We start from the raw sequence: 24,773 nt of genomic DNA on the forward strand, positions 1-24,773 counted from the left end.
GCTCCGTAACCCCCAAACCGACGCGGCCCGGAGGGTCGGTCGATGGAGACAGGGTCTATCCCGCTGTCGTCGCTCCCCGGCGGCTTCGACGTACACGCGACGCTGGAGAGTGGCCAGTCGTACCTCTGGCGACGCGAGGACGGACGGATGTACGAGGGCGACGAGGACGGCTCGCCGTGGTACTACATCGCGCTCGACCTCGACGAGCAAGACGCCGCGACCGTCCCGCTACCCGACGGCGAGCCACACGCCATCCGGTTCCGCGTCGCGGCGGACAGCCTCGAGTGGGAAGCGACCTGCGACGCCCACGACGCGCTCGTCCACCTCCTCCGGCTCGACGACGACCTTGACGCCATCGTCGCGGATGCGCCCGACGAGGCGCTGATAGGCGAGGCGTACGACGCCTACCGCGGCCTCCGGCTCGTGCGCGACCCGCCCTTCGGCTGTACCGTCTCGTTCATCTGCTCGGCACAGATGCGCGTCGAACGCATCCACGAGATGGTGTCGACCCTCGCCCGGGAGTACGGCGAGCCGGTCACGCTCGACGGGCGCACCTACCACGCCTTCCCCACGCCCGACCGGCTCGCGGCGGCGACGGAGGCCGAGCTACGCGACCTCGGCCTCGGCTACCGTGCGCCCTACGTCCAACGAACCGCCGAGATGGTCGCCACGGGCGAGGCCCACCCCGCGTCGGCGGCCGGCTTGGCCTACGAGGACGCCCGGGAGTACCTCACGCGGTTCGTCGGCGTGGGCGAGAAGGTCGCCGACTGCGTCCTCCTGTTCTCGCTCGGCTACGACGAGGCCATCCCGCTCGATACGTGGATGCGTACCGTCGTGTCGGACTACTACCCCGACTGCGACCGTGGCAACTACACGGAGACGTCCCGGGCGCTCCGCGAGCGCTTCGGCGGTCGCTACGCCGGGTACGTACAGACGTACGTGTTCCATCTGCTGCGGACCCGGGAGTGAGTCGGCCGCGGCTCCGACACCCAGCCTTTTCCCGACCGACGCCGTCGGCCACCGTATGAGCGAGGAACGAACCCGCGCACACGTCTTCGTCACCGGTCGCGTCCAGGGCGTCTACTACCGTGCGAACACCCGCGACACCGCCGACGAGCACGGCGTCGACGGCTGGGTTCGGAACCTCGACGACGGTCGCGTCGAGGCCGTGTTCGAAGGGCCGGAAGATGCCGTCGCGGCGATGGTGGAGTGGTGTCACGAGGGCTCGCCGGCGGCGAACGTCGAGGACGTAGCGGTCGAGTACGAGGAACCCCGGGGCGAGGAGGGCTTCCGCATTCGACGGTGAGGCAGGCCCCTCTCTCGGGGAGCAACGCCAGCCCGTGCGAATGGCGCGGATTTACCACGGCTCCGTCCGAATCACAGGCCATGATTACGAGCGAGCGCATGGCCCAGGTCGACGAGAACGCCGAGGCCCTCGGCGTCCCGCGCAAGCAGCTCATGGAGTCGAGCGGCAACGCCGTCGCACACGTCGTCCGCGAGGTCGCACAGCCCGGTGACCGCATCGTCGTCGTCGCCGGCCGTGGGAACAACGGCGGCGACGCGTTCGTCGCGGCCCGCTTCCTCGACGAGTTCGAGGTGACGACGCTGCTGCTCGGACGCGCCGAGGCCATCTCGACGAAGATCGCTCGCGAGAACTGGAACGCGCTCCAGCAGGCCGAGTACGACACCCGCGAGGTTCGGGACTCGACGGCCCTCTCGCTCCCGGACGCCGACGTGGTCGTCGACGCGATGCTCGGGACTGGTGTCACGGGCGCGCTTCGCGAGCCCGAGGCGACCGCCGCCCGGGCCATTAACGACGCCGACGCGACGGTCGTCGCCGTCGACGTGCCCTCCGGCGTCGACGCGAACACCGGCGAGGCCGCGGGCGCAGCAGTCGCGGCCGACCACGTCGTCACGTTCCACGACGAGAAGCCCGGGCTCGCGGACGTGGACGCCGCGGTCACCGTCGCCGACATCGGCATCCCGGACGCCGCCGAGACGCTCGTCGGTCCCGGCGACCTGCACGTGCTCTCCCGTGACCCGATGGCCCACAAGGGCGACTTCGGCGAGGTGCTCGTCGTCGGCGGCGGGCCCTACACCGGCGCACCCGCGCTCTCCGCGCAGGCGGCGATGCGTGCCGGTGCCGACCTCGTGCGCGTCGCCTGCCCCGCGAGCGTCGCCGACACCGTCCAGGGGTACGAGGAGGGCCTCATCGTGCGCGGCTTCGCCGGGGAGCTGCTCCGGCCGAGCCACGTGGACCAGCTGCTCGACGCTGCCGTCGACGCCGACTGCGTGCTGCTCGGACCGGGGCTCGGCCGCGCAGAGGGGACGCTCACCGCCGTCGGCGAGTTCCTCTCCGAGTACGACGGTCGGGCAGTGGTCGACGCCGACGCGCTCCGTGCGATCCCGTCCGCCGGAACGGACGCCGACCTGCTCTGTACGCCCCACCAGGGCGAACTCGTCGCCATGGGCGGCCAGACCGACGAGGACTGGGAGACGCGAGCCGAGCTGGTCGCCAACTTCGCGGCGGACCTGGACCAGACGCTCCTCGTGAAAGGGGCCTACGACGTGGTGAGCGACGGTGAGACCACCCGCGTCAACCGCACCGGCAACCCCGGCATGACCGTCGGTGGGACCGGCGACGTGCTCGCGGGTATCTGCGCTGCACTCGCGAGCACGCACGACCCCGTCACCGCCGGCTCGGTCGCCGCGTACGTCAACGGTCGTGCCGGCGACGCCGTCGTCGACGAGCAGGGCTACGGCCTCTTCGCTAGCGACCTGCTCCCCGAGATTCCGCACGCGATGTGGGGTGCGCGCGATGTCTGATGACGGGTCGGCGGGCGACGCCGGCGACCTCACCCACGTCGACGACGACGGCGACGCGCAGATGGTCGACGTGGGCGCGAAGCCGGACTCGCACCGGCGGGCCGTCGCCGAGGGGACCGTCCACCTGCGCGAGTCGACCGTCGATGCCATCCGCGACAACGCGGTCGACAAGGGCGACGTGCTCGCGACGGCCCGAATCGGGGCCATCCAGGCGGTCAAGCACACCTGGGAGACCATCCCGATGTGCCACCAGATACCCGTCACGAACGTCGACACCGCGTTCGACGTGGCCGACGACGCGGTCACGCTGACCGTCGCCGTCGAGACCACGGGCAAGACCGGCTGCGAGATGGAGGCCCTGGAGGGCGTGACGACCGGACTGAACGTCGTCTGGGACATGGTGAAGGCCGCCGAGAAGGACGAGCGTGGCGAGTACCCCGAGACGTGCATCACGGACGTTCGCGTCGTCGAGAAGACGAAGGAGGAACCGTGACGGGGTTCGACACTGCCGCGACCGACCTGCTCGGTATCGACCACCCGGTCGTACAGGCACCCATCGGGAGCGCGACCTGCCCCGGACTGGCCGCCGCGGTCGCCGACGCCGGCGGACTGGGCCACCTCGCAGTGACGTGGCGCGACCGGGAGGCGACCAGCCGAGCTATCGCGGAGACCGCCGCCGCGACCGACGGCACGTTCGCGGTGAACCTCGTCCTCGACGAGGAGACTGGCGTGCTGGACCCGGCCGAGCACGTCGAGACGGTGCTGGACGCCGGTGCCGAGGTCGTCTCGTTCTCCTTCGGCGACGCCGGACCGTACGTCGCCCGCTGTCACGACGCCGGTGCGACGGTGTTCCAGACCGTTACCGACGCCGAGTCCGCTCGCGAAGCCGAGTCCGCGGGCGTCGACTGCGTCGTCACCCAGGGGTGGGAGGCTGGCGGCCACGTCCAGGGCGAGGTGGCCACGATGCCGCTCGTCCCGCGCGTCGCCGACGCGGTCGACGTGCCGGTCGTCGCCGCAGGCGGTATCGCCGACGGCCGTGGACTGGCTGCGGCACTCGCGCTCGGGGCCGACGCTGCCTGGCTCGGCACCCGGTTCCTCGCGACCGAGGAGGCACGTGTCCACCGCGTGTACCGGGACCGCGTGCTCGCCGCGAGCGAGTCGGAGACGGCCTACACGACGCTGTTCGACAAGGGCTGGCCCGGGATGCCCCACCGGGTCGTCGAGAACGAGACCGTGCACCGCTGGCGGGAGGCCGGCGAACCAGCACCGGGCGAGCGGCCGGGCGAGTCCGACACAGTTGCGCGGTCCGGCGACGGCGACCCCATCGAGCGCTACGACGAGGCGCTCGCGACGCCAGCGGTGTCCGGCGTCGTCGACGACATGGCGCTGTTCGCGGGACAGTCGGCCGGCCTGACGGACGAGCGACGGCCAGCCGGCGAAGTCGTCACCACCGTCGTCTCCGAGGCGGCGGCGACGCTGGACGGGCTCGACGAGCGCCGGCGCGATAACTGAGTCACTGCACCGGCGTCGAGAGGTCGCCGGCCCGCGAGCGCGCCTGCTCGACGACGGCCGGCCGTGCCTCGAAGTCGACCATCACGTCCTCGTCGCCGTAGGTCACGTCGTCCACGTTCGCGTTGTCGTGAATCCACGAGACGAGGCTCATCGTGTCGTCGGTCATCGGGAGGACCAGCCGCTCTTGCTCCCAGTCGGGCAGCTCGTGGACGATGCGCTCGCGGAGCTCGTCGACGTTGAGCCCCTCCATGCCCGAGACGGCGACGGGGTTCGGTGCGAGCGCGGAGAGCGCATCGCGCTTCTCGGCGAGTTCGTCGTCGTCGACCGTGTCGATCTTGTTCAGGACGGTGACGATGGGGGCTTCGTTGCGCTCGTACAGCGTGTCATGCGAGGTCACGAGCTTCTCGCGTATCTCCTCGACCGGCTCGCTCACGTCCACGACCAGCAGCACGAGGTCCGCCCGGTAGACCGAGTCGAGCGTCGACTTGAACGACTCGACGAGCCAGTGGGGCAGATCGGAGATGAACCCGACCGTGTCCGTCAACAGCACGTCCCGGTCCTCGATGTCGGCCCGGCGGGTCGTCGTCCCGAGAGTGGTGAAGAGACGGTCCTCGGACTCGGCGGTCGCGTCGAGGTCCGGATGGAGGTCCTCGTTCGCGTCGATGTCGAGGTCCTCCGCGAGCCGGCGCAGCAGTGTCGACTTCCCCGCGTTGGTGTAGCCGGCGAGCGCGACGAGGTCGAAGCCGGCCTCGTGGCGGCGCTCGCGTCGATCCTGCTCGGTCTGTTCGATGCGTTCCAGCTCGTCCCGGATGCGGGCGATCTGGTCCTTGATGTCCTGCTCGCGGCTCTCGTCGTACTCCCCGAGCCCCATGAAGCCGGGGTGCTCGTCGCGCTTCGCGAGGCTGGTCTTGGCCTCCGCGCGGGGGAGCTCGTACCGAAGCTCGGCGAGCTCGACCTGGAGCTGTGCCTTGCGGGTCTGTGCCCGCTGGCCGAAGATTTCCAGGATGAGCGTGAACCGGTCCATCAGCTCGGTGTCGTCGGGGAGCTTCTGGCCCAGGTTGTACATCTGGTACGGCCCGAGCCGGTTGTCGAAGATGACCGTGTCGGCGTCCTCACGGGCCGCGAGGGCCGCGAGCTCGTCTGCCTTCCCCTCGCCCAGCTGGAGCGCCGGGTCGGCGGTGCGTGACTGGGTCAGCTCCGCGACCACGTCGTAGCCCGCGGCCGCGGCGAGCTGGCGTATCTCTTCCGTGTCGGCGACGCCGTCGTCGACGCGTTTCGCGACGATGGCTCTCATCGAGCCACCTCGGCCGTACCGCTGGCCGGTCGATACTGTGTCCCGCCCGACGGCGCGACCGCCATCGGGCCCTCGACGCTAGGCTCGGCGGTCCGCCACCTCGATTCTGCGAACACGTTCCATACGGACTGTAGCCGCTCGCCCCTCTTGAATCCCTCCCCGCGACAGTCCGGGGACGCCACCGTTCCAGCGTCCGTCTGGCGGTTCCCGTCGGTCGCGCCAACGACCCTCGAATCCTGCCGCCCTCGGGGAGTGCGTTAAGTACTGGCCCCAAAAGACTTATTCAGGAGTCGCGTGCGTATCAGGATATGTTATCCCTACAGCTCGCCCTCGACCCCCAGCAACTCGGGCTGGAGTTCGGGACAGGGGCCGTCATCGGCGGTCTCATCGGGTTCGCGGCGAAGAAGGTCGCGAAGATCATCGCCGTCCTCGTCGGCCTGGAGATGGCGCTGTTCAAGTTCCTCGAATCGAAGGGCTACATCTCGGTCAAGTGGGACGAACTCAGCGGTGGTATCCTCGGTGCGGCCGAGCAGTCCGGCGAGATAAACACCAGCTGGGTCGAACCCATCATCTCGACGCTGTCCATCGGCGCGGGCTTCACCGGCGGCTTCATGGTCGGCTTCCGGAAGGGATAATCGACGGCAGCGCGCTCCGATCTCTCGCGGTCTGATTCTTCGCGACGTAGACGCCGACGTGTGAGCGACCAGCGACAGCTGCGGTGCTACCGCCCGCCGACGGCGAGTGCATCCACGGGGGCCTCGGCCAGCGTGTGCTGGACGAGGTGGAGTCTCTGGCACGGGAGGCAGGCCCGGGACCCTGATGCCCGACCTGACGGCGTTCGAGGAGCGGTTCGTCCGGCGGCCCTACCGGGCGGAGCCTGACTGAGACCAGCGGGAGAAAGCACTTACAACCCCGTCTGGAATCGACGGCCGTGACATGGCCCGTACGTCCCTCCTCACCTGTCTCGTCCTGGCACTCCTCCTCTCGGGGTGTCTCGGCGTCGTCGGCCCTGCGGACCCACGACCATCGGGACACGTGCAGGGGAGCGTCGTCTCCGAGGCGTCCGAGAAGTCGTCCGTCGTCAGCCTCGACTCGTCGAGCATCCCCGAGGACTCCCACGTCGCGGCAGCCGTTCGGGGCGCAGTTGCAGAGCACGAACGGGTGAGTGGCGACGGCACCGTCGCGGTGTCCCTGAACGCCTCGGAACTGGCGACCGCCGAGAAGCGTCTGGAGCAGCTTGAAACCTCGTCCGTCCGCTACGAGGGGTACGTCGTGAAGCTGCTGCTGGCGGTCGAAGACTGACTCCGAAGAACCGGGGACGACTCTACCGCGTACTCAGTTCGTCCTCGTCCTTGACGATCTGGGTCTCGGCGGTGCCGCTGGTCCGGTCGTTGACCATGTCGTAGAAGTCGTTCTGCATCCCGGCGGGGAAGCGGACGACGCCGATCCACGAGCCGTCGTTCTGCCACTCCTCGCTTTCGAGCTCGCCGTAGCTCCGGACCTGCGCCTGCGTGCTGCCGGCGTAGTCCGCGGGGACGTGGACCGCGACGGTGACCTCGTCGAACCGGATGGGGATGACCGGCCGGAGCGCGTCGAGTGCGTCGTCGACGTGGCTCTCGACGGGCTCCATCGGGTCGACGGTGAAGCCGGCCTGCTCCAGGGCGGACTCGATGCGCTCCGGTGGGTGGGGCGCGTCGTCCATCTGCGGGTTGACCGCGTTCCGGGCGATCTTGTTCACGAGCTGCTTGCGCTTCTGTTCCTGCATCTCGCGGCGCTGCTCGGCGGTGATCTGAATCTCCCCCCGCTTGATGACCATCGGGATGATCTCCAGCGGGTCGGTGGTCTCGAACACCGTCTCGAGGTCGTCCTCCGCGGGACGGTCGCCACGCGAGGCGTCCTCGAACACGTCCTCGGCCGCGATGACGTCCTCGAGGTCGCCCTCGAACTCGTCTCGTTTTATCTCCAGGGCAGCGTCCGGGTCGACGAGAACCTCGAACCGCGCACCGTGGCTCTCGAGTCGCGCGGTCACCGCTTCGTCGAGCGAAATCATACCCGAACCTTACACGGGGTGGTTAAAAAGCTGTTTCCCGTGACGTGGGTTACTCCTCGGAGTCGTCGTCCGTGGAGTCGTCCGCGCCGGCGTCGTCGTCTTCGTCCGCGTCGTCGGTTTCGGTGTCGTCCTCCTCGGCCGCCAGCAGGTCGAACGATTCGAGGTACTCGCCGACCTCCTCGTCGGTCAGCTGGACGAACTGCTCGGACTCGGCGTCGACGGTCGCCATTCCGACGCCTTCCGGGCGCAGGCTGCCGTCGTTGGCCGTCGCGAGCGCGGAGAGGGCAAGCTCGATGCCGCCCTCGAGATCCGCCTCCTCGTCGTAGTTCGTCTCGAGGTACTCCTGGATATCGCCACGGTCCGCACCGACCGCGAGCGCCTTCCACTCGTAGGGGGTGCCCGACGGGTCGGTCTCGAAGAGACGGGGCTCGCCGTCCTCGATGCCGCCGACGATGAGCGCGACGCCGAACGGTCGCGCGCCGCCGACCTGCGTGTACTGCTGGATGTGGTCGGTGACGTCCTTCGTCAGCGTCTCGACGCCGATGGGCTCGCCGTAGCGGAGGTGGTTGACCTGCGCGTCACGGCGGGCGAAGTCGATGAGCTTGCGAGCGTCGGCGACGTGGCCCGCACTGGCGATGCCGATGTGGTCGTCGGCCTTGTGGATCTTCTCGACGCTGGTCCGCTCCATCAGCGGGGAGCGGATGCGCTTGTCGACCGCGAGGACGACTCCCTCCGCTGTTCGGACGCCGATGCTCGCCGTCCCGCGCTTGACCGCCTCGCGGGCGTACTCGACCTGATAGAGGCGCCCGTCCGGGGAGAAGATGGTGATGCCCCGGTCGTACGCCTGCTGTTGTTGTCCCTGCATTGTGTGTCACTCGAAATCCGTGTTCGTCGCGCCGACGTACCGGTCGTCGACCCGCACGTCGAGAACGCCGTTCCGCTCGACTGCCGGTACTTCGCCGCCCTCGAACGCGACGGTTCTCTGGGCCGAGGATTGCCTCGGCCGTCCTAAATACTTTTCTTCACAGGCCCGTATCGTGCCCGAAATCCCGCGAACGACGACGCCGAGGTCGTGGCTGTCGACGCTCGCCACGCAGGCCAGCGCGGCCCGGGCCGCGTCGGCGTGGCCGTGTCGTGCGCGGACGATTGCCTCGCCGACCCCATCCGAGAACTCGAACCGGACGACCGTGCAGTCCGCGTCGGCGCTGCCGGAGTCCCCGAGGAGGTTCCCCGCCGCGTACCAGAGCTCGCGCTGGAACGAGCGCCGCGAGAGCGAGGCGTCCGGCGTCGACTCCAGCTCGACCGCGAGGTAACGATAGCGCGGCCGGAGGTGTTTGGGGAGGTGCTTCACTGTCGTTCGGTTGGGGCGGCGGCCGTTTCAACCTCTCGAAGTCGGCGGTCGGCTCAGACCCGCTCGCCGACGAGGACGCCGACCTGGTCGTGGACCGGCTCGACCGCGATGAGCGCGTAGCCCGCGTCGGTGAAACAGTCAGCCAGGTGGCCGACCGTGGAGGGGTCGTCGACATCCGGGGAGTAGAACGGCTCCTCGGGGTCGGGCTCGCCGAAGAACATCACGTCACCGAGGACGATACGGTCCGGACCGAGGGAGCCGAGCACGTCGATTGCCTCCCGTTTCTCCTCGTCGGAGAGGTGGTGCATCGCGAAGTTCGAGACGACCACGTCGACCTCGCCGTCGTAGTTCGGCTCGCGGAACGTCCCCTCCCCGAACGCGACGTTGTCCAGGCCGGCCTCGTCCGCCTTCCGGCGCGCCTCGTCGAGCATCCCCTCGCTGATGTCCCGGAAGACGACCGTCCCGGCGTCCTCGGCGAGCGAGAGACCGATGGCACCGGTGCCACAGCCCACGTCGAGGACCGTCTCGGTGCCCGAGAGGGCGTCGCGGGCGTGGTCGAGCACCAGCGAGACGCAGGCGCGGTACTCGTCGGTCTGGTTGTGCTCGTCGTCGTACTCGGCGGCGACGTCGTCGAAGCGGGCGGCGTGTTCATCGATCGACTTCTTCATACCGCCCTCTACGCACGCCGGGCTCTATGAAGGACTCGGACTGGCGCTCCCGGTTCCGGTCGGCGAGCCGACCCCACTCGGCGAGCCCCTCCCGGATGCGCTCGGGACCGAGCCCGATTGTCTCGCCGATTGCGGCCAGTTCGCGCGGGGCCCGCAGGTGGAGGTGACTCGTCGGGTCGACGCTTACGACGTACGGCACGTCGAACTGGTCGACCAGCTCGGCGAGCTTCGTCAGCCCCCGGAGTGCCTGCACCCGTCCGCCGCCCGAGAGCCGACAGACCCGCCCCAGGTCGAACTCCAGGCGGACGCCGTTCTCGACGGCGGCCTTCGCGAGCACGTGGTTCACGTCGCCGTCGTTGCGCATCGGGTGGGCGAGCACGTCCACGCGGTCCTGCTCGACCGCGAACCGGTTCATCGCGTTCGTCCCGCCGTGGACCAGCAACAGCGTGTGGTCGCCCCGGTAGTTGCCGACGTAGCCGCTCGCCTGCGAGGGGTCGTCCGCACGGATCTCCATCCCCCGCACCACGTCGACGCCCATCTCGTCGCGGATGTGCTCGGCGTCGTACTCGGTTCGGGCGTCGCCGTGGTTGCGAACCACGACCCCGTCGAAGCCGTAGCTCGCGGCCGTGTGGGCGTAGCGGGCGACGGTCGCGTCGCCGTCCGGGTGTGCGTGGACGGCCTCGTACATGGCTCGTCGTCTCTCGGGGGATTCCCTTAGGGTTCCGGTTCCGCGTCGAGGAGCTTCGAGAACGTAACTGCGTGTCGCAGAACTATCCACGCGACATCGAGTTTCGACTATCAGCCCACGGATTGGGTGGTATGTCGGTGTGCGAACCTAACGCTGGCGTGTTTATCACCTATCGGTGATGTTGGCATAGCTATGTGGAATACAGGGCGCGAATTCATCAACTACTTTAGTATACGTTGACAAAAATAATTTAAAGAATAATATAAAGCAATTCTGTATGAGCGAACGGCAAGGAAACGGGCCAGAATTCAACGACACCGAGCCCTCACCCGCAGAGATCCTCGCCCCAGCTCCAGTCCTCGGGCTCGGCGCGTTCCTCATTGGTGTCGCCCTTCATTTGATTAACCCCATCAGCGTCTTCCCAACCCCGTTGAACTTCGTTGGCGGCGGCATACTCGTCGTTGTCGGGGTCGGAATTCTCCTCACCGCCGTTCGAACGATGCGTCAAATAAATAAATCACCACCTCACGAGGACGAACCATCGGAACTCCTCACCGACGGCCCCTTCAAGTACACTCGTAACCCGCTTTATCTCGGAATTATCGTTATATACCTTGGGTTGACTGGCCTTCTCAATAGCCTCTGGCCGCTGGCCCCTCTCCTCGTTCTCGTATGGTATTTTGATCGGGTTGCCAGACGCGAAGAGGCATATCTCGACTCGAAGTTCGGCGACGAGTTTAGCCAATACCGTGAGAACGTACGTCGGTGGCTCTGAAGCGTATCCATCTCTCAAGTCTCATGACTCACAGCCGATTACAAACCGCGTGCAGAACTCATCCGCTGTATTCTGTACGCGGTTCATAACAAAAGGGATGAAGATTGGGCCATGCAGCGTTACATCGTTCGTCTGCACTTACCGGACCGATCGATGACAGAGTAGAGTTCTCCGTCGTTGCCTGCGCTGGCTCACCTGGCGAAGCCCGCGGGTGGTGACGCGAGCGAGCATCGCAACCCGGTGGAGAACCGTGGGGCGGTTGGATTGCCGGGGCTCTCTCAGTATCGACGTCGGTGTCGGAGGCCCCGAGCAAATTGCTGTCCTCCCGAAACGCGCCGGGGACCTACGTCCCGTCCTCGTCGGCCAGCGTCTCCAGCGTCTCCTCGGCGTTGTCGACGGCCTTCTCGCGCTTGGCCGGGTACGCCTCGACCTTCGCACGGAACGTGATGCCGTCGCCGAGGGCGGTCTCGCCGGAGAAGGCGGCCTGCTTGTCGAGGTGGACGAAGAACTCGCAGTTCTCGGTGACGCGGTCGTCGAGCTCGTCGACGAGGCGGTCGACCTCGGGCGCCTCGGCCAGTCTCGAGAGGACGTGGCGCACGTCGTCGGCGTTCTCGACGCGAGCGGAGAGCACGACGATGCGGTCGCCGTGGTGACCCTTGCTCTCGGCCCGCTCCAGCTCGAACTCCTCGGGCAGGTAGTGGCGGAGTGCGCCCTCGACGCGTTTCTCGTCCTCCGTCGCGTAGCAGAACGCCCGGAGGTCGACGTAGTGGAACGGGACCGAAGCCATGGTGAAAACAGGTGGTGTGCCGCGTTACTCCTCGTCGTCTTCGTCGTCGGCCTCGGCGGCGTCGAGCTGGTCCTCGGGGATGCCCTGCTCCTGACCGTCCTCGAAGGAGACGGTGTAGGTGGCGTCGCCGAACATCGTGTCCATGACCTGCGTGATGGTGCCTGTCTCGCCGTCGAACTCGCTGTGCTTGTCGTTCAGGACGACGGTGTCGTCTTCCTCGAAGCTCATGCCCTGGGATATCCGTGGCGGCGATAAAAAGGGACTGATTCGCGGTGGGTCGACCCGACGGCCCGCCCGGCTCAGGCGGGAGTCTCGATACCGAGTTCGGCGAGCAGCGTCGCGGCGGCGGCCGACGACGACTGCGGGCCGCGACCGGTGATGAGGTCGCCGTCGACGGTCACCGAGGTCTCGGACTCCAGCTCCGCGTCCCAGTCCGCTCCCGCGGCGACGACCTCGTCCTCGACCCAGTAGGGGAGCTTCCGACCGTCGGGCATGATGTCGTTCTCGTCGACGATGTCGCCCTCCCAGGCGTTCGGAAAGCCGGTGACGGAGCGGCCGTCGACGAGGAACCCACCGTCCGCATCACGGGTGAACGCGAGGATGCCGACCGCGTGACAGACGACGAGCGCCTTCCCTTCGTCGCCGGCGACCGCCTCACGCAGGAGGTCGCGGGCGTGATGGTCCTGGTTCACGTCCCAGGCGGTGCCGTGGCCGCCGGGGAACACGACCGCGTCGTAGTCCTCCGCCTCGACCGTCGCGAGTGGTTCCGGGTCGTTGAGTCGCTCGTCGGTCTCGTGAATCTCCCGGGCCTCCTGTGCGTACTCCTCGCCGACCTCCTCGGGGTCGAGCGAGCGCTCGTCCACGACCGGCGGGTTGCCGTCCGGTGTGGCCACGGTCACGTCGACCCCGGCCGCGGTCAGCGTGGTCAGCGGCTCGATGCACTCCTCTGCCCAGTACCCTTCCTGACTGACGACGAACAGTGCAGAACTCATTCTATCCCCGCTAGGCAACGGAGACGTTTCAGGGACGAGGAAGCGGTCCGCCATGCCGTAACCGTCTCGTGTGACACGTTTCCGGACCGGCGAAACGACGAAGTGAGCGGGCGGACGACGGACCACCATGACCCGCGACTGAGCCCGGACGGGTGGCCCGACCGTGGCATGCCCGTTCACGACGCTGTACCGTGCTCAACCGACACGTAACGGACCGCCACCCATGGAGATACGCGACCCACGACCCGACGAACACGACCGCATCGGCACCGAACTCCTCCGCCCGGGCTATCGAGAGGCCGAGGAGCGCGAACCGGAGTACTGCAACCTGGCCGAGCAGGCACGGACGACACCTGGCCTCGACAGCTGGCTCGACGACGACGACCGGACCATCCTCGTCGCCGCCACCGACGACGGCGAGCTGGTCGGCAGTATCTCCGGTGCAGTGTCGCCGACGCCACCCATCTACGACCGCCCACCCGTCGTCTACTGCGACGGGCTCTACGTCAAACCCGAGTACCGCCGCGAGGGCGTCGCGACCGACCTCCTCGACCGGCTCGTCGACTGGGGCCGCGAGCGCGGCTGCGGCTTCTTCTCGCTCTCCGTCCACGTCGACAACGAGAGTGCGACCGAGTTCTTCGAAGCGTACGGTATGGAGCAGGCGTACCGCTCGATGCGGGCGAGCATCTGAGTCGGACTCGCCGGCCAGCCCCGCCCGCGGTCGGGCCTACGCCACGTCACCGAACGTCTGCCCGTCCTGCGAATCGGCCTTCATCCGGCGGATGGTCGCCCGCGCCTGGCTCGCGTCGTAGCCGAAGTAGACGTCCTCGGCGTACTCGTCGGCGACCTCCGTCGCGTGTGCCAGGCTATCGATGTCGACATCGACGGCGTACAGCTCGATTGAGAACGGCTTCGAGAGCGCGTCGACGAACCCGCTCGCGATGACCTCCAGCCAGTAGGTCGTCGAGTACGCCATGTCGTACAGCGGAACGACGAACTCGTCGACGTGCTCGGCGATGGCGTCGAGGTCGAGTCCCGCCCGCCGGTACAGGTGCTCCGGGTACGGATCGGGGTACAGCGTGAAGTACGTCTTCCCGGGGATGCGTTCGGCGGCTTCGGCGACGAACTCCGTTATCACGTCGGCACGCCACTCGAATCGGTCCGCGTCGGGGGCCTCACGGAGTTCGTAGTCGTCGGGGTCGCCGCCGTCGCGGTCGACCCGCCACTGCGCGTACGACTCCTGGCAGTGCTCACAGTAGCAGTACTCCTCGCGGGGGAAGCCCACGTCGTCCAGCCGGACGGCCCCGTTGGCGTCGGCGCAGTCGGCGATGGTCTCGAGCAGCCCCGCCCGATAGCGCTCCCGCGTCGGACAGATGTACCCCCAGTCGAAGTATGGCCGCTCCCGCGTCGCGGGCTCGCCCTCGTCGCTGACGGGGACGAGGTCCGGTTTCGCCTCGCCCGCGGCCGTGTCGCCGAAGCAGGAGACCATGTTCACGGCTTCGTCGACCGGCTCGACGGCCCGACCGGTCACGTCCTTGACCTCGTAGAATCCCAGCTCGAACTCCGCCCAGTCGAGCTCCTCCTCGTTGCGCGTGACGACGCCGTACATACCCGTCGCTACAGGGTGCTGTCGGGGTAAGTGGTTCGAAAGAGGCGGGCTACTCTTCGTCGAGGTCGTAGTCGACTTCGACCGTGGAACCGCCGCTGGTGGCCATCTTGTACACGAGCGCTGCAACGATCAGGGCGAGCAGGAGTTTCACCTTCTTCGACATAGAGATACGTTCGTCCGGTGACTATTTAGTACTTTCCGAACGGGTTTCCTTTCCCATCTCCGAGACGATGAATTAGTTACTCCCCACCGATGTGGTTCGCGATGTCCTCGCGGACGATCTGTCCGCAGAACTCACAGCGCACGCCGTCGCGCAGCACGGCGAACCGTGTCTCGACCGGCTCGTCGGCGTTGGTGATGCAGTTGTGGTTCGGACAGGACAGCACGCCGGTGACGTTCTCGGGGCGGTCCACCCGATGCTTCTCGACGACATCGTAGTCACGGACGATGTTGATGGTCGCGTCGGGCGCGATGAGCGAGAGCACGTCCACCTCGTCCTGACTCAGCTCGCGGCCCTCGACCTTCACGACGTCTTTCGTCGCGAGTGTCTCGGAGGGGACGTTCATCCCGATGGACACCTGCTCGCCGCCGCTGCCGTCGATGCCGAGGATGGCCAGCACGTTCAGCGCCTGGCCGCCGTGGACGTGGTCGATGACGGTGCCGTTCTCGATCTTCGAGACGCGAAGCTGTTTGTCGGTCATGCTGAATCCTCCAGCAGCAGGTCGAGCAGCGCCATCCTGACCGGGACGCCGTTGTGTGCCTGTTCGAAGTACCGCGCGTAGTCCGTGTCGTCTATCTCCGGGGCGATCTCGTCGACGCGCGGGAGCGGATGCATGACGGTGAGGTCGTCGCTCGCCGCCTCGAGCGTCTCGGCGTCGATCTGGTACTCGCCGGCGATGCGGTGGTACTCGTTCTCGTCGGGGAACCGCTCGCGCTGGATGCGCGTGACGTAGAGGACGTCGAGCTGGGGCAGCACCTCCTCGAGGTCGGTGTGCTCGCGCACCGTCGCGCCCGCCTCGTGCAGGTCGTAGCGGACCGAGCGAGGGAGCTTGAGCGATTCCGGCGAGACGAAGTGCTGGGTCGCGTCGAAGTTCGTCAGCGCCGTGGCGAGGGAGTGGACGGTCCGGCCGTACTTCAGGTCGCCCATGATGCCGATAGTGAGGTCGTCCAGCCCCGCGTTCTCGCGGACGGTGTACAGGTCGAGCAGGGTCTGTGTCGGGTGGTGGCCCGCGCCATCACCCGCGTTGACGAGGGGCACGTCGACGAACTCGCTCGCCATCTTCGCCGCACCCATCAGCGGGTGACGCAGGACGAGCGCGTCCGTGTAGCCCTCGACGACGCGGACGGTGTCAGCGAGCGACTCTCCCTTCTTCACCGACGAGGACTCGATGGAGCCCATGTCGACGACGTCGCCGCCGAGACGCTTCATCGCCGCCTCGAAGCTCATCTTCGTGCGCGTGCTCGGCTCGAAGAAGCAGAGCCCGAGGAGCGTTCCGGCGTGTCGCTGGCCGAACGACGCCGGGTTCGCGTCCACCTCGGCCGCGCGGTCGAGGACGAGTTCGATGTCCTCCCGCGTGAGTTGGTTCGCCGTCAGCAGGTGGTCGTGACGCATCGAGTGAACAGGGTCCGGCGTCGGACTTGAATCCAACCATCTTCCGCGGGGCGTGGTCGACCGTTCGGATCGGCACGGTCGTCGGCACGAAAGCGACTTCCTCCGGTCGAATCGCCCGGAGTTATTACGACGCGTTGACAACCGCACGGGTATGCCCTCCCGTCGCCAGCTCCTCGCGGCCGTCTCGACCGGTGTCGCCTCGACCGCTGGCTGTCTCGGCAGCCTCCCCAGCGACGCCGACGTCCGTCTCTGCGTGGTCGAGGTCCGCAACCGCCTGCCGGACGCCCGCGAGGTCAGGCTCCGCGTCCACGCCGACGATCAGACCGTCTTCGCCGACGAGTTCACCGTCGTCGCCCAGACGACGGCCCGAGTCGACCTCCCCGTGGAGCTACCGCCGGCGCTCTCCGTCGAGCGACCCGACGATCTCGGACTCGAACTCTCCATCGAGGGGCTCTCCGGCCCTGCCAGAATCGACCTGCTGGAGGAGTCGACCGTCGGACAAACCTGGCTCGAACCCGCCTTCGAGGTCGGTCCCGAGGCCGAGCTACTGACCGAGGTTGGGTCCACGTCCGACTGCTGAGCCGGAGCCCCCGGCCACGAATCCTTTTATGTGGACGCGACCAATCCGCGGGCATGAGTCTCGACGACCGCGCCGAGGAGCTCGCCTCCGACCTCGGTGTCGACAAAGAGGAGGTCAAATCGGACCTCGAGAACCTGGTGTCGTACAGCGTGCCGATGGACGAAGCCGTCCAGAGCCTCCGCCGCAAGTACGGGGACGGCAGCTCCGGTGGGGGCGGCAGCGCGCCCTCCGAGAAGGACATCGGAGACGTGACCACCGACGACAGCAGCGTCAGCCTCACCGCACGCGTACTCACGGTCGGGAAACGCTCAATCCAGACGCAAGGCGAACAGCAGGACATCTTCGAGGGCGAACTCGCCGACGAGACCGGGAAGCTGTCCTACACCGCGTGGACCGACTTCGGGCTGAGCGCGGGCGACACCGTTCAGATCGGTAACGCCGGCGTGCGCGAGTGGGACGGCCAGCCCGAGCTCAACCTCGGCGAGAGCACGTCGCTGTCGTTCCTCGACGACGAACTCGACGTGCCCTACGAGGTCGGCGGCGAGGCGACGCTGCACGAGCTCCAGTCCGGCGACCGCGGCGTCACGGTCGAGGTCGCCGTCGAGGAGGCCGAGCGACGGACCATCGACGGCCGAGAGGGCGAGACGGACATCCTCAGCGGCGTCTTCGGCGACGAGTCCGGCCGCCTGCCGTTCACCGCGTGGGAGGTCCACGAGGCCATCGAGGACGGCGACCCGGTCCGCGTCGAGAACGCCTACGTGCGCGAGTACCGGGGCGTCCCCGAGGTGAACGTCTCGGAGTACTCCACCGTCACGCCGCTCGACCGCGACATCGAGGTCGGCGAGGACGCCACGCAGGTCTCCATCGCGGAGGCCATCGCGGCCGGCGGGATGTACGACGTCGAACTCGTCGGCGACGTGCTCGCCGTGCGGGACGGCTCCGGGCTCATCGAGCGCTGCCCGGAGTGCAGCCGAATCGTACAGAACGGCCAGTGCCGAAGCCACGGCGACGTAGCGGGTGAAGACGACCTGCGCGTGAAGGCCATCCTCGATGACGGCACCGCCACCGTCACCGTCGTCCTCGACCGCGAGCTGACCGAGGACGTGTACGACGGCACCCTCGCGGACGCCAAGGAGCAGGCCCGCGACGCGATGGACAAGGAGGTCGTCGCCGAGGACATCCGCGAGAACATCGTCGGCTTCGAGTACCGGGTGCGGGGCCACTTCTCGGTCGACGACTACGGCGCGAACTGCGACGCGACGAGCTTCGAGCGGACCGACGACGACCCGGCCGACCGTGCCCGGGCGCTGCTCACGGAGGTCGAATCATGAGCGACATTCAGCGCCGCGAGACCGCCTACCGGCTGTTCGCCGCGGAGTTCGACAACGCGACGCTGTCGCACCAGGAGGCCGACGAGGAACGCGCCCCGAACTACGTCATCACGCCGACCGGCGCTCGCGTCAACCGGCTCTTCGCGGTCGGTGTGCTCACCGAGGTCGAGTCCGTCAACGACGACGTGCTCCGGGGGCGCATCGTCGACCCGACCGGGGCGTTCGTCGTCTACGCCGGCCAGTACCAGCCGGACGAGATGGCCGCGCTGGAGCAACTGGACACGCCAGCGTTCGTCGCGGTGACGGGGAAGGCGCGGACCTTCTCGCCGGACGACTCCGACCGCGTCTACACCTCGGTCCGCCCCGAGAGCATCACCCAAGTTGACGCCGCGACGCGTGACCGCTGGGTGGTCGACGCGGCCGAGCAGACGCTCGAACGCGTCGCCACCTACGCCGCCGCGGCCGGCCTCGCGGAGCGCGGCGAGGACCTGCGCCTCGCCCTGCAGTCCCGCGGTGTCTCGCCGGGACTCGCCGACGGCATCCCCCGCGCGATGGACCACTACGGGACCACCGCAACCTACCTCTCGCGACTCCGTGAGACCGCCCTCGACGCGGTCCGCGTGGTCACCGGCGACCGCGACGAGGCTACCGCCGTCACCATCGACCCGGACGACGAGGGCGACGGCAGCGCGACCTGGGCGGACCTCCGCGACGAGGACCGCGCCGCGTTCGGCTCGCCGCTCGGCGAGGCGGAGCCCGTCGAACCCACGGACACGGACGAGGCAGCCGCCGACGAGGAAGCCGCCGAAGCAGTGCCCGACGACGGGACAGCCAAACAATCGGTAGCCGACGACGAGGCGACCGAAGAATCGGTGGCCGACGAGCAACCGGTCGCTACCGACGCCGAACCCGCGAGTGAACCGGACTCGGCAGCCAGCGTGGACGAGCCGACCGACGACCCCGACGAGAGCGAGCTGGCGGCGCACGAACCCGAACCGGAATCCGGGACGACGGACGAAGCCGAGGACGAGACGGCTGCCTCGGAACCCGCCGACGCCGAGAGCGAACCCGAGGACGCTGACGCCGGCGGCATCGGCGACTTCGAGCCGGGTGACCTCGGCGACGACGACGAGGAATCGGAGGAGGACGCGACCGCCGAAGACACCGCCACCGAAGCAGACGCATCCCCCGCGGCTGACGACGGCGGGATGTACGAGATGGACGAGGCGGAACGCGAGGAGATCGAGGACGAGTTCGGCACCGAGTTCTCCAGCGGGAACGACGTGGCCGACCCCGGCGAGGCAGGCATCGAGACGCCCGAACCCGAGGCCGACGCCGAGCCCGCCGCGGAGCCGGAAGCGGACGACGCCGAGGCCGATGCCGACGAATCCGACGCCGAGGCGGACGCATCCGAGGACGAGGGCGATGAACCCGCCGCGGACGTCGACCTCGAGTCGCACCTGCTCGACGTGATGGCGGAGCTCGACGACGGCGACGGCGCGGACCGCGCCGAACTCGTCGACCGCGTCGCCAGCGAGACCGGAACGTCCGAGGCGGCAGTCGAGGACGCCATTCAGGACGCGCTCATCGGCGGGCAGTGCTACGAACCGGGCGACGACCGCCTGAAGGCGATCTGAGCGATGGCGAGCGTCGAGCCGGTGCCCGGCCGGCCGGCAGCCGTCGTCGACACCGGGATCGAGCGTACACTCGTCGTCGCGGACTTCCACGCCGGCATCGAGGCCGGACTCAGGGTGGAGAGCGGCGTCCACGTCGCCAGCCGCGCCGAGGAGCGGCGCGAGGTGGTCCACACGATGCTCGATTCGACCGACCCGGACCGGTTCGTCGTCCTCGGCGACTTCATGCACTCCATCGGCAGCCCCGGCGGGGCAGAGCGCGGCGAAGTAGAGGTGTTGCTCGAAGCTATCGACGTTCCGACGACCGTCGTCAAGGGCAACCACGACGGCGACATCGAGTCGTGGGTCGACGCAGCCGTCACCGACGGCACGGGCGTCAGGCTCGGCGATATCGGGTTCGCCCACGGCCACACCTGGCCCGACCCTGCGGTGCTGGCCGCCGATATCGTCTGTATCGGTCACGAGCACCCCTGCGTGCGGCTGACCGACGAGGTCGGCGGCAGCCGTATCGAGCGCGGCTGGCTCCGCGGCTCGCTCGAACGCGAGCCCTTCACCGAGCGGGAGCTCGACCAAGACTGGTCGGAGCCCGAGCTCGTCGTCTTCCCGGCGTTCAACGACCTCTGTGGTGGGACGTGGGTGAACGTGAACGAGAACTTCCTCGCGCCGTTCCTCCCCGAGGCGCTGCCGAGCGCGCAGGCATACTTGCTCGACGGGACGCGACTCGGCGACTACGGTCGCGTCTAGTCGTCGGTGTCGGGTTCTACGGCGGGCTCGCTGTCCCCGTCGTGAACGTCGGCGGGCTCGCTGTCCCCGTCGTGAACGTCGGCGGGCTCGCTGTCCAGCTCGTCGAGTTCGGCCTCCAGCTCGGCGACGTGGTCCGCGAGGCGGCCGATCTCCTCCTGTAGGGTGTGGAGCTCGTCGGCGGCGGCGTCGCCGGCCACCGCGGCGGCGTCGACCTCGCCCTCGACGAGCTCGGTGATAGTGAACTCGTCGCCGTCCGGGCCGGGGAACTCCGTCTCGTCGAGTTCGGCCTCCAGCTCGGCGGCGTCGACCGGGTCGAAATCCGCGGCCAGTTCCTCGAACGTCTCGACGACGTCGTCGATGACCGGTTCGGACGTCTCCTCCTCGGCCGTGATCGGCGAGACGAACACGTCGACGACCTGCGGGCGGTCGACGAGCGCCTCGACGATGCGTCCCGGTGGCTGGTCGGTGACGACGACCACGTCCACGACGTCACGTCGGCCGTCGCCGGTGACCTGCCGGCCGTCGATCTCGAAGGCGTTCGCGAGCTCCTGGGCGACGACGACCGCGCCGCCGCCGTGGTAGCTGTCGCGTGTCTCGACGCGGACGAAGTGGCTTCCCCGCGACACGGGCTGGTCGAGCAGGGCGTCGACAGTCGCCTCGTCCGGCGGCGCAAGTTCGCCGGCACCGCCACGGACGACCGGATGGGGCCAGTCGTTGTCGGGCTCTGGGAGCGCCTCGGGGAGCGATCTCGTGACGGGCGCACCCGGTGTCGGTCCAGCCCCTGCCGTCGCACCGTCGGTGTCGTCCCAGGTGCCACCCGCTGGCGGGGCAGCGACGGGCTGTGACCCGGCATCCGACCGGTCTGGTGTGGCGTCGGCCGGCGTCGTGAGCGCACGCTCGACGGCGGCTCGGATTCGCTCGAACGGCTCGTCCGAGGCGAAGCGCCCGTCCACCCGGAGGAGGTCCGCCTCGACGCCGACCGGTCGGAGCGACGGCGCGTTCGGGTTGGAGGTGACTCGCAGGTGTGGCTGGCCGAGGAAGCCATAGATGTGGTCGGGTTCGGAGAGCCAGACCATCAGCAGCGTCACGACGGTATCGCCGGGCGGGACCGAGCCGGTGTAGACGAGCCGGCCGTCGTCGAACGCAGTCCACCCCTGGCCGCCGTAGTCGGCGTGGACCGCGACGTGCTCCCGCTGTACCGACTCGGGGAGTCGCTCGGTCAGCCTGACGCCGACGGGGGCGTCCCTCGCGGACTCGAAGGCGAATTTGACCGACGGCAACGGGAGGGTCTCCAGGTCCAGCCCCTTTCTGACGACGACGTCTTCGACCTCGACGTCGACGGTGTACCCCCCATACCACCTGCTGGGCACACGCATTCGGACGTATCACCGTGGTAGAGGGAGATAGTCGCTTTGTCAAAAATCCTGATTTTACCCGACGAAACGAAGCGCCGAGCGACTTATTCCCGTCGCGGCGTTAGGACGGGCGATGACGGAGGGAGCGGCCGCGTTCACCGTCCTCGGAAGCGAGGTCAGGTCGGCGCTGTCGGACAGGGGATTCCAGACGCCGACACGCACCCAGCGGCGAGCACTGCCGCCCATCGCGGCGGGCGAGCACACGCTAGTCGTCGCTCCGACTGGGACCGGGAAGACGGAGACCGCGATGCTGCCGGTTTTCGACTCGCTGGTCCGGAACGAGGACGAGGAGCGGGGCACCTACGGCTTCCGGGCGCTGTACATCACGCCGCTCCGGGCGCTGAACCGCGACATGCGCGAGCGACTCGACTGGTGGGGCGAGCGGCTCGGCCTCGACGTGGACGTGCGCCACGGCGACACGACCGACTACCAGCGTTCGAAGCAGGCGAACGACCCACCGGACGTACTGGTGACGACGCCGGAGACGGTGCAGGCGATGCTCACCGGGTCGAAGCTCCGGACCGGGCTGGAGTCGCTGGAGCACGTGGTCATCGACGAGGTCCACGAACTCGCGGCCTCGAAGCGGGGTGCACAGCTGACGGTCGCGCTCGAACGCCTCCGGGAGCTGGCGGGGCCGTTCCAGCGTGTCGGTCTCTCGGCGACGGTCGGCGACCCCGGAGAGGTCGGCGCGTTCCTCACCGGTGGCCGGGGCTGTGCGATACGGCAGGTCGACGTCGGCAGCGACCTCGACGTGTCGGTCGTCGAGCCCGCCGTCGAGGACGGCGACGAGCGCCTCGCGAGCGAGCTTGTCACCGACGCAACCGTCGCGAGCCACGTGCGGACGATACTCGACCTCGTCGAGCGAAACGAGTCGACCCTCATCTTCGTGAACACCAGACAGACGGCGGAGGCACTCGGCTCGCGGTTCAAGGAGCTCGGTGCCGACATCGGCGTCCACCACGGCTCGCTCTCGAAGGAGGCCCGCATCGAGGTCGAGGACGAGTTCAAGGCCGGCGATCTCGATGGCCTGCTCTGTACCTCCTCGATGGAGCTGGGCATCGACGTTGGTCGTATCGACCACGTCGTGCAGTACCAGAGCCCCCGCGAGGTCGCACGGCTGCTCCAGCGCGTCGGCCGCGCTGGCCACCGCCGCGACGAGGTCTCCTCGGGCACCGTCGTGACGACACGGGCCGACGACACGTTCGAGGCGCTGGCAATCGCCCGTCGGGCCCGCGACGGCGAGGTCGAGCGGGCAAACATCCACGAGTGGAGCCTCGACGTCGTCGCGAACCAGGTACCTGGCATCGCGATGGATGCAGACGAGATATCGATGCGCGCGCTCCACGAGCTGTTCACCCGTGCCTACCCGTTCCGTGACCTCGCCGAGTCCGACCTCCGGGCGGTAGTGTCCGAACTGAAAGGCAACCGCGTGGTCTGGTTCGACGAGGCCGCCGACACCGTCGAGACGACCGGCGGTACCTGGCAGTACGTCTACGCGAACCTCTCGATGATCCCCGACGAGGAGACCTACGACGTCGAGGACGTCGCCAGCGGCCAGCAGGTCGGCACGCTCGACGAGCGCTTCGTCGTCAACTTCGCCACCGCCGGCGAGGTGTTCGTCCAGCGCGGCGAGATGTGGCGCATCGTCAACGTCGACGACGACGAGTCGACGGTGAAGGTCTCGCCCGTCTCGGACCCCGCCGGCGAGGTGCCGTCGTGGGTCGGCCAGGAGATTCCGGTGCCCGAGGCGGTCGCCCGCGAGGTCGGCGCGATGCGCGACGTGGCGACGCCCCAGTTCGAGCGCGGGGCCCCACGGACCGCCGTCGCCCGCGAGTTCGCCAACCGCTATCCGGCCGACGAGGCCTCGCTCGCGAGCGCGCTGACGCAGGTGGAGAACCACGTCGAGACGGACGCGCCGACCCCGACCGGCGAGCGAATCGTCGTCGAGGGCCGCGGGAACACGTTCGTCGTCAACGCCCCGTTCGGGCACAAGACGAACGCGACGCTCGGCCGCGTGCTCTCCTCGCTGCTCGGGCAGCGCGCGGGCTCGACCGTCGGGCTCGATACGGACCCGTACCGCATCGAGCTGGAGGTGCCGTCGGGGGTGTCGCTGGGTGAAGTCCGCGAGCTGCTGGAGACGACCGACCCGGAGCACGTCGAGGCCATCGTCGAGCTCTCGCTGAAGCGCTCGGACGCGCTGAAGTTCCGGCTCTCGCAGGTGGCGGCGAAGTTCGGCGCGCTCAAACGCTGGGAGGGTAGCGGTGTCTCCGGCGACAGACTGCTCGCCGCGCTCTCTGACACCCCCATCTACGACGAGGCGGTCCGCGAGGTGTTCCACGAGGACCTCGCGGTCGAGGCCGCCGCCGACGTGCTCCGTGCGATACGCGACGGCGACTGCGAGGTCCTCGTCCACGGCGACCGGACGCCCATCGGGACCGACGGTCGCTCCGCCGGGAAGGAGTTGCTATCGCCGGAGAACGCCGACGCGAGCGTCATCGAGACGGTGAAAGAGCGCATCCGCAACGACCGCGTCATCCTCTTCTGCGTCCACTGTGGGGACTGGAAGCAGAAGACGAAGGTCCGACGCGTGCGTGACCAGCCCGACTGCCCCGAGTGTGGCTCGACGAGGATCGCCGCACTCAACCCCTGGGACGAGGAGAGCGTCGCGGCTGTGCGCGCCGACGACAAGGACGAGGAGCAGGAGCACAAGACCGAACGCGCGTACCAGGCGGCGGGCCTCGTCCAGAGCCACGGCAAGCGAGCCGTGATCGCCCTCGCGGCGCGTGGCGTCGGTCCGACGAACGCGGCCAGGGTCATCAACAAACTGCGCGAGGACGAGCAGGCGTTCTACCGGGACCTGCTCGCACAGGAGCGGGAGTACGCACGGACCCAGAGCTTCTGGTGA

The 24,773-nt window shown here is 68.4% G+C and carries 27 protein-coding genes; 14 read left to right on the forward strand and 13 right to left on the reverse strand.

Annotated elements, in window-relative coordinates; translation table 11 throughout:
* Positions 1 to 42: 42 nt before the first annotated feature.
* The 5 genes from NO978_RS01690 to NO978_RS01710 all read left to right on the forward strand — a co-directional run bounded on the left by NO978_RS01690 (position 43) and on the right by NO978_RS01710 (position 4,338).
* Entirely contained in the window at positions 43 to 969 is a 927-nt protein-coding gene (locus tag NO978_RS01690; RefSeq protein WP_257297777.1) for a DNA-3-methyladenine glycosylase, read from the forward strand.
* A gap of 55 nt (positions 970 to 1,024) precedes the next feature.
* Positions 1,025 to 1,306 carry an acylphosphatase gene (locus NO978_RS01695; protein ID WP_257297778.1) on the forward strand — a complete coding sequence of 94 codons (282 nt, stop codon included), beginning with the start codon at positions 1,025 to 1,027 and terminating at the stop codon, positions 1,304 to 1,306.
* An 80-nt stretch (positions 1,307 to 1,386) separates the two neighbouring features.
* Complete coding sequence (locus NO978_RS01700; protein WP_257297779.1) at positions 1,387 to 2,826, forward strand: NAD(P)H-hydrate dehydratase; 1,440 nt, start codon at positions 1,387 to 1,389, stop codon at positions 2,824 to 2,826.
* Positions 2,819 to 3,319 carry a cyclic pyranopterin monophosphate synthase MoaC gene (gene moaC / locus NO978_RS01705; protein WP_257297780.1) on the forward strand — a complete coding sequence of 167 codons (501 nt, stop codon included), beginning with the start codon at positions 2,819 to 2,821 and terminating at the stop codon, positions 3,317 to 3,319. The genes NO978_RS01700 and moaC overlap by 8 nt, the downstream gene beginning before the upstream one ends.
* Positions 3,316 to 4,338, forward strand: coding sequence for a nitronate monooxygenase (locus NO978_RS01710; RefSeq protein ID WP_257297781.1), 1,023 nt, complete (start codon positions 3,316 to 3,318; stop codon positions 4,336 to 4,338). Before moaC ends, NO978_RS01710 begins: the two co-directional genes overlap by 4 nt.
* 1 nt (position 4,339) lies before the next feature.
* On the opposite strand, the gene hflX is transcribed toward NO978_RS01710, so the two are convergent.
* Positions 4,340 to 5,632, reverse strand: a complete 1,293-nt coding sequence (gene hflX / locus NO978_RS01715) for a GTPase HflX (RefSeq protein WP_257297782.1) — start codon at positions 5,630 to 5,632, stop codon at positions 4,340 to 4,342.
* 308 nt (positions 5,633 to 5,940) lie between these two features.
* Here hflX and NO978_RS01720 point away from each other — a divergent pair, with 308 nt between their 5' ends.
* A complete protein-coding gene (locus NO978_RS01720) occupies positions 5,941 to 6,267 on the forward strand; it encodes an FUN14 domain-containing protein (RefSeq protein WP_257297783.1) in 327 nt (108 codons plus the stop codon).
* A 301-nt stretch (positions 6,268 to 6,568) separates the two neighbouring features.
* Positions 6,569 to 6,934, forward strand: a complete 366-nt coding sequence (locus NO978_RS01725; RefSeq protein ID WP_257297784.1) for a hypothetical protein — start codon at positions 6,569 to 6,571, stop codon at positions 6,932 to 6,934.
* A 22-nt stretch (positions 6,935 to 6,956) separates the two neighbouring features.
* Here NO978_RS01725 and NO978_RS01730 read toward each other — a convergent pair whose 3' ends face one another.
* Genes NO978_RS01730 through NO978_RS01750 form a run of 5 tightly spaced genes read right to left on the reverse strand, consistent with a single transcriptional unit; the run spans position 6,957 to position 10,389 of the window.
* Positions 6,957 to 7,682, reverse strand: a complete 726-nt coding sequence (locus tag NO978_RS01730; RefSeq protein ID WP_257297785.1) for a ribosome assembly factor SBDS — start codon at positions 7,680 to 7,682, stop codon at positions 6,957 to 6,959.
* A 49-nt stretch (positions 7,683 to 7,731) separates the two neighbouring features.
* Positions 7,732 to 8,547: an archaeal proteasome endopeptidase complex subunit alpha gene (gene psmA, locus NO978_RS01735; RefSeq protein WP_257297786.1), complete on the reverse strand. Its 816-nt coding sequence runs from the start codon at positions 8,545 to 8,547 to the stop codon at positions 7,732 to 7,734.
* A gap of 6 nt (positions 8,548 to 8,553) precedes the next feature.
* On the reverse strand, positions 8,554 to 9,033 hold the full coding sequence (locus NO978_RS01740; RefSeq protein ID WP_257297787.1) for an Rpp14/Pop5 family protein: 480 nt from the start codon (positions 9,031 to 9,033) through the stop codon (positions 8,554 to 8,556).
* Positions 9,034 to 9,086: 53 nt separating this feature from the next.
* Positions 9,087 to 9,701, reverse strand: a complete 615-nt coding sequence (locus NO978_RS01745; protein WP_257297788.1) for a class I SAM-dependent methyltransferase — start codon at positions 9,699 to 9,701, stop codon at positions 9,087 to 9,089.
* Positions 9,682 to 10,389, reverse strand: coding sequence for an RNase P subunit p30 family protein (locus tag NO978_RS01750; RefSeq protein WP_257297789.1), 708 nt, complete (start codon positions 10,387 to 10,389; stop codon positions 9,682 to 9,684). Before NO978_RS01750 ends, NO978_RS01745 begins: the two co-directional genes overlap by 20 nt.
* 277 nt (positions 10,390 to 10,666) lie before the next feature.
* Between NO978_RS01750 and NO978_RS01755 the strand changes: the two genes are divergently transcribed.
* On the forward strand, positions 10,667 to 11,164 hold the full coding sequence (locus NO978_RS01755) for an isoprenylcysteine carboxylmethyltransferase family protein (RefSeq protein ID WP_257297790.1): 498 nt from the start codon (positions 10,667 to 10,669) through the stop codon (positions 11,162 to 11,164).
* Between the two features lie 343 nt (positions 11,165 to 11,507).
* On the opposite strand, the gene NO978_RS01760 is transcribed toward NO978_RS01755, so the two are convergent.
* From NO978_RS01760 to NO978_RS01770, 3 genes are all read right to left on the reverse strand, one after another.
* Entirely contained in the window at positions 11,508 to 11,951 is a 444-nt protein-coding gene (locus NO978_RS01760; RefSeq protein WP_257297791.1) for an RNA-binding protein, read from the reverse strand.
* A 24-nt stretch (positions 11,952 to 11,975) separates the two neighbouring features.
* Positions 11,976 to 12,179, reverse strand: a complete 204-nt coding sequence (locus tag NO978_RS01765) for a DUF1918 domain-containing protein (RefSeq protein WP_257297792.1) — start codon at positions 12,177 to 12,179, stop codon at positions 11,976 to 11,978.
* Between the two features lie 71 nt (positions 12,180 to 12,250).
* Positions 12,251 to 12,943 (reverse strand): type 1 glutamine amidotransferase domain-containing protein, encoded by a 693-nt coding sequence (locus NO978_RS01770; protein ID WP_257297793.1) that lies wholly within the window; start codon positions 12,941 to 12,943, stop codon positions 12,251 to 12,253.
* Positions 12,944 to 13,166: 223 nt separating this feature from the next.
* Here NO978_RS01770 and NO978_RS01775 point away from each other — a divergent pair, with 223 nt between their 5' ends.
* Entirely contained in the window at positions 13,167 to 13,634 is a 468-nt protein-coding gene (locus NO978_RS01775; protein WP_257297794.1) for a GNAT family N-acetyltransferase, read from the forward strand.
* 36 nt (positions 13,635 to 13,670) lie between these two features.
* Here the strand turns inward: NO978_RS01775 and NO978_RS01780 are convergent, their stop codons facing one another.
* The 3 genes from NO978_RS01780 to pyrB form a co-directional block, all read right to left on the reverse strand.
* Positions 13,671 to 14,552, reverse strand: coding sequence for a hypothetical protein (locus NO978_RS01780; protein ID WP_257297795.1), 882 nt, complete (start codon positions 14,550 to 14,552; stop codon positions 13,671 to 13,673).
* Positions 14,553 to 14,791: 239 nt separating this feature from the next.
* Entirely contained in the window at positions 14,792 to 15,253 is a 462-nt protein-coding gene (gene pyrI / locus NO978_RS01785; protein WP_257297796.1) for an aspartate carbamoyltransferase regulatory subunit, read from the reverse strand.
* Positions 15,250 to 16,164, reverse strand: coding sequence for an aspartate carbamoyltransferase (gene pyrB, locus NO978_RS01790; protein ID WP_257297797.1), 915 nt, complete (start codon positions 16,162 to 16,164; stop codon positions 15,250 to 15,252). The genes pyrI and pyrB overlap by 4 nt, the downstream gene beginning before the upstream one ends.
* Positions 16,165 to 16,315: 151 nt before the next feature.
* Here pyrB and NO978_RS01795 point away from each other — a divergent pair, with 151 nt between their 5' ends.
* From NO978_RS01795 to NO978_RS01810, 4 genes are read left to right on the forward strand one after another with little or no spacing between them, the layout of a single operon-like run.
* Positions 16,316 to 16,744, forward strand: coding sequence for a hypothetical protein (locus tag NO978_RS01795; protein WP_257297798.1), 429 nt, complete (start codon positions 16,316 to 16,318; stop codon positions 16,742 to 16,744).
* A 53-nt stretch (positions 16,745 to 16,797) separates the two neighbouring features.
* The gene (locus NO978_RS01800) at positions 16,798 to 18,075 is read left to right on the forward strand and encodes a Single-stranded DNA binding protein (protein WP_257297799.1); all 1,278 of its coding nucleotides are present in this window, start codon (positions 16,798 to 16,800) and stop codon (positions 18,073 to 18,075) included.
* The gene (locus NO978_RS01805; protein WP_257297800.1) at positions 18,072 to 19,712 is read left to right on the forward strand and encodes a hypothetical protein; all 1,641 of its coding nucleotides are present in this window, start codon (positions 18,072 to 18,074) and stop codon (positions 19,710 to 19,712) included. The genes NO978_RS01800 and NO978_RS01805 overlap by 4 nt, the downstream gene beginning before the upstream one ends.
* A 3-nt stretch (positions 19,713 to 19,715) precedes the next feature.
* Positions 19,716 to 20,453 carry a metallophosphoesterase gene (locus NO978_RS01810; RefSeq protein WP_257297801.1) on the forward strand — a complete coding sequence of 246 codons (738 nt, stop codon included), beginning with the start codon at positions 19,716 to 19,718 and terminating at the stop codon, positions 20,451 to 20,453.
* Here the strand turns inward: NO978_RS01810 and NO978_RS01815 are convergent.
* Complete coding sequence (locus NO978_RS01815) at positions 20,450 to 21,829, reverse strand: hypothetical protein (protein ID WP_257297802.1); 1,380 nt, start codon at positions 21,827 to 21,829, stop codon at positions 20,450 to 20,452. The two genes, NO978_RS01810 and NO978_RS01815, sit on opposite strands and share 4 nt — an antisense overlap.
* Positions 21,830 to 21,941: 112 nt before the next feature.
* Here NO978_RS01815 and NO978_RS01820 point away from each other — a divergent pair, with 112 nt between their 5' ends.
* Entirely contained in the window at positions 21,942 to 24,773 is a 2,832-nt protein-coding gene (locus NO978_RS01820; RefSeq protein ID WP_257297803.1) for a DEAD/DEAH box helicase, read from the forward strand.

Origin of the sequence: Haloarchaeobius sp. FL176 (assembly GCF_024609245.1) — an archaeon.
In the GTDB taxonomy this organism is placed as follows: domain Archaea; phylum Halobacteriota; class Halobacteria; order Halobacteriales; family Natrialbaceae; genus Haloarchaeobius.

Bases quoted from the DNA above. Each gene is read 5' to 3' on its own strand.
- NO978_RS01690 (WP_257297777.1), top strand. From the start codon at position 43: ATGGAGACAGGGTCTATCCCGCTGTCGTCGCTCCCCGGCGGCTTCGAC.
- NO978_RS01695 (WP_257297778.1), top strand. From the start codon at position 1,025: ATGAGCGAGGAACGAACCCGCGCACACGTCTTCGTCACCGGTCGCGTC.
- NO978_RS01700 (WP_257297779.1), top strand. From the start codon at position 1,387: ATGATTACGAGCGAGCGCATGGCCCAGGTCGACGAGAACGCCGAGGCC.
- moaC (WP_257297780.1), top strand. From the start codon at position 2,819: ATGTCTGATGACGGGTCGGCGGGCGACGCCGGCGACCTCACCCACGTC.
- hflX (WP_257297782.1), bottom strand. From the start codon at position 5,632: ATGAGAGCCATCGTCGCGAAACGCGTCGACGACGGCGTCGCCGACACG.
- NO978_RS01720 (WP_257297783.1), top strand. From the start codon at position 5,941: ATGTTATCCCTACAGCTCGCCCTCGACCCCCAGCAACTCGGGCTGGAG.
- NO978_RS01725 (WP_257297784.1), top strand. From the start codon at position 6,569: ATGGCCCGTACGTCCCTCCTCACCTGTCTCGTCCTGGCACTCCTCCTC.
- NO978_RS01730 (WP_257297785.1), bottom strand. From the start codon at position 7,682: ATGATTTCGCTCGACGAAGCGGTGACCGCGCGACTCGAGAGCCACGGT.
- psmA (WP_257297786.1), bottom strand. From the start codon at position 8,547: ATGCAGGGACAACAACAGCAGGCGTACGACCGGGGCATCACCATCTTC.
- NO978_RS01745 (WP_257297788.1), bottom strand. From the start codon at position 9,701: ATGAAGAAGTCGATCGATGAACACGCCGCCCGCTTCGACGACGTCGCC.
- NO978_RS01750 (WP_257297789.1), bottom strand. From the start codon at position 10,389: ATGTACGAGGCCGTCCACGCACACCCGGACGGCGACGCGACCGTCGCC.
- NO978_RS01755 (WP_257297790.1), top strand. From the start codon at position 10,667: ATGAGCGAACGGCAAGGAAACGGGCCAGAATTCAACGACACCGAGCCC.
- NO978_RS01760 (WP_257297791.1), bottom strand. From the start codon at position 11,951: ATGGCTTCGGTCCCGTTCCACTACGTCGACCTCCGGGCGTTCTGCTAC.
- NO978_RS01765 (WP_257297792.1), bottom strand. From the start codon at position 12,179: ATGAGCTTCGAGGAAGACGACACCGTCGTCCTGAACGACAAGCACAGC.
- NO978_RS01770 (WP_257297793.1), bottom strand. From the start codon at position 12,943: ATGAGTTCTGCACTGTTCGTCGTCAGTCAGGAAGGGTACTGGGCAGAG.
- NO978_RS01775 (WP_257297794.1), top strand. From the start codon at position 13,167: ATGGAGATACGCGACCCACGACCCGACGAACACGACCGCATCGGCACC.
- NO978_RS01780 (WP_257297795.1), bottom strand. From the start codon at position 14,552: ATGTACGGCGTCGTCACGCGCAACGAGGAGGAGCTCGACTGGGCGGAG.
- pyrI (WP_257297796.1), bottom strand. From the start codon at position 15,253: ATGACCGACAAACAGCTTCGCGTCTCGAAGATCGAGAACGGCACCGTC.
- pyrB (WP_257297797.1), bottom strand. From the start codon at position 16,164: ATGCGTCACGACCACCTGCTGACGGCGAACCAACTCACGCGGGAGGAC.
- NO978_RS01795 (WP_257297798.1), top strand. From the start codon at position 16,316: ATGCCCTCCCGTCGCCAGCTCCTCGCGGCCGTCTCGACCGGTGTCGCC.
- NO978_RS01800 (WP_257297799.1), top strand. From the start codon at position 16,798: ATGAGTCTCGACGACCGCGCCGAGGAGCTCGCCTCCGACCTCGGTGTC.
- NO978_RS01805 (WP_257297800.1), top strand. From the start codon at position 18,072: ATGAGCGACATTCAGCGCCGCGAGACCGCCTACCGGCTGTTCGCCGCG.
- NO978_RS01810 (WP_257297801.1), top strand. From the start codon at position 19,716: ATGGCGAGCGTCGAGCCGGTGCCCGGCCGGCCGGCAGCCGTCGTCGAC.
- NO978_RS01815 (WP_257297802.1), bottom strand. From the start codon at position 21,829: ATGCGTGTGCCCAGCAGGTGGTATGGGGGGTACACCGTCGACGTCGAG.
- NO978_RS01820 (WP_257297803.1), top strand. From the start codon at position 21,942: ATGACGGAGGGAGCGGCCGCGTTCACCGTCCTCGGAAGCGAGGTCAGG.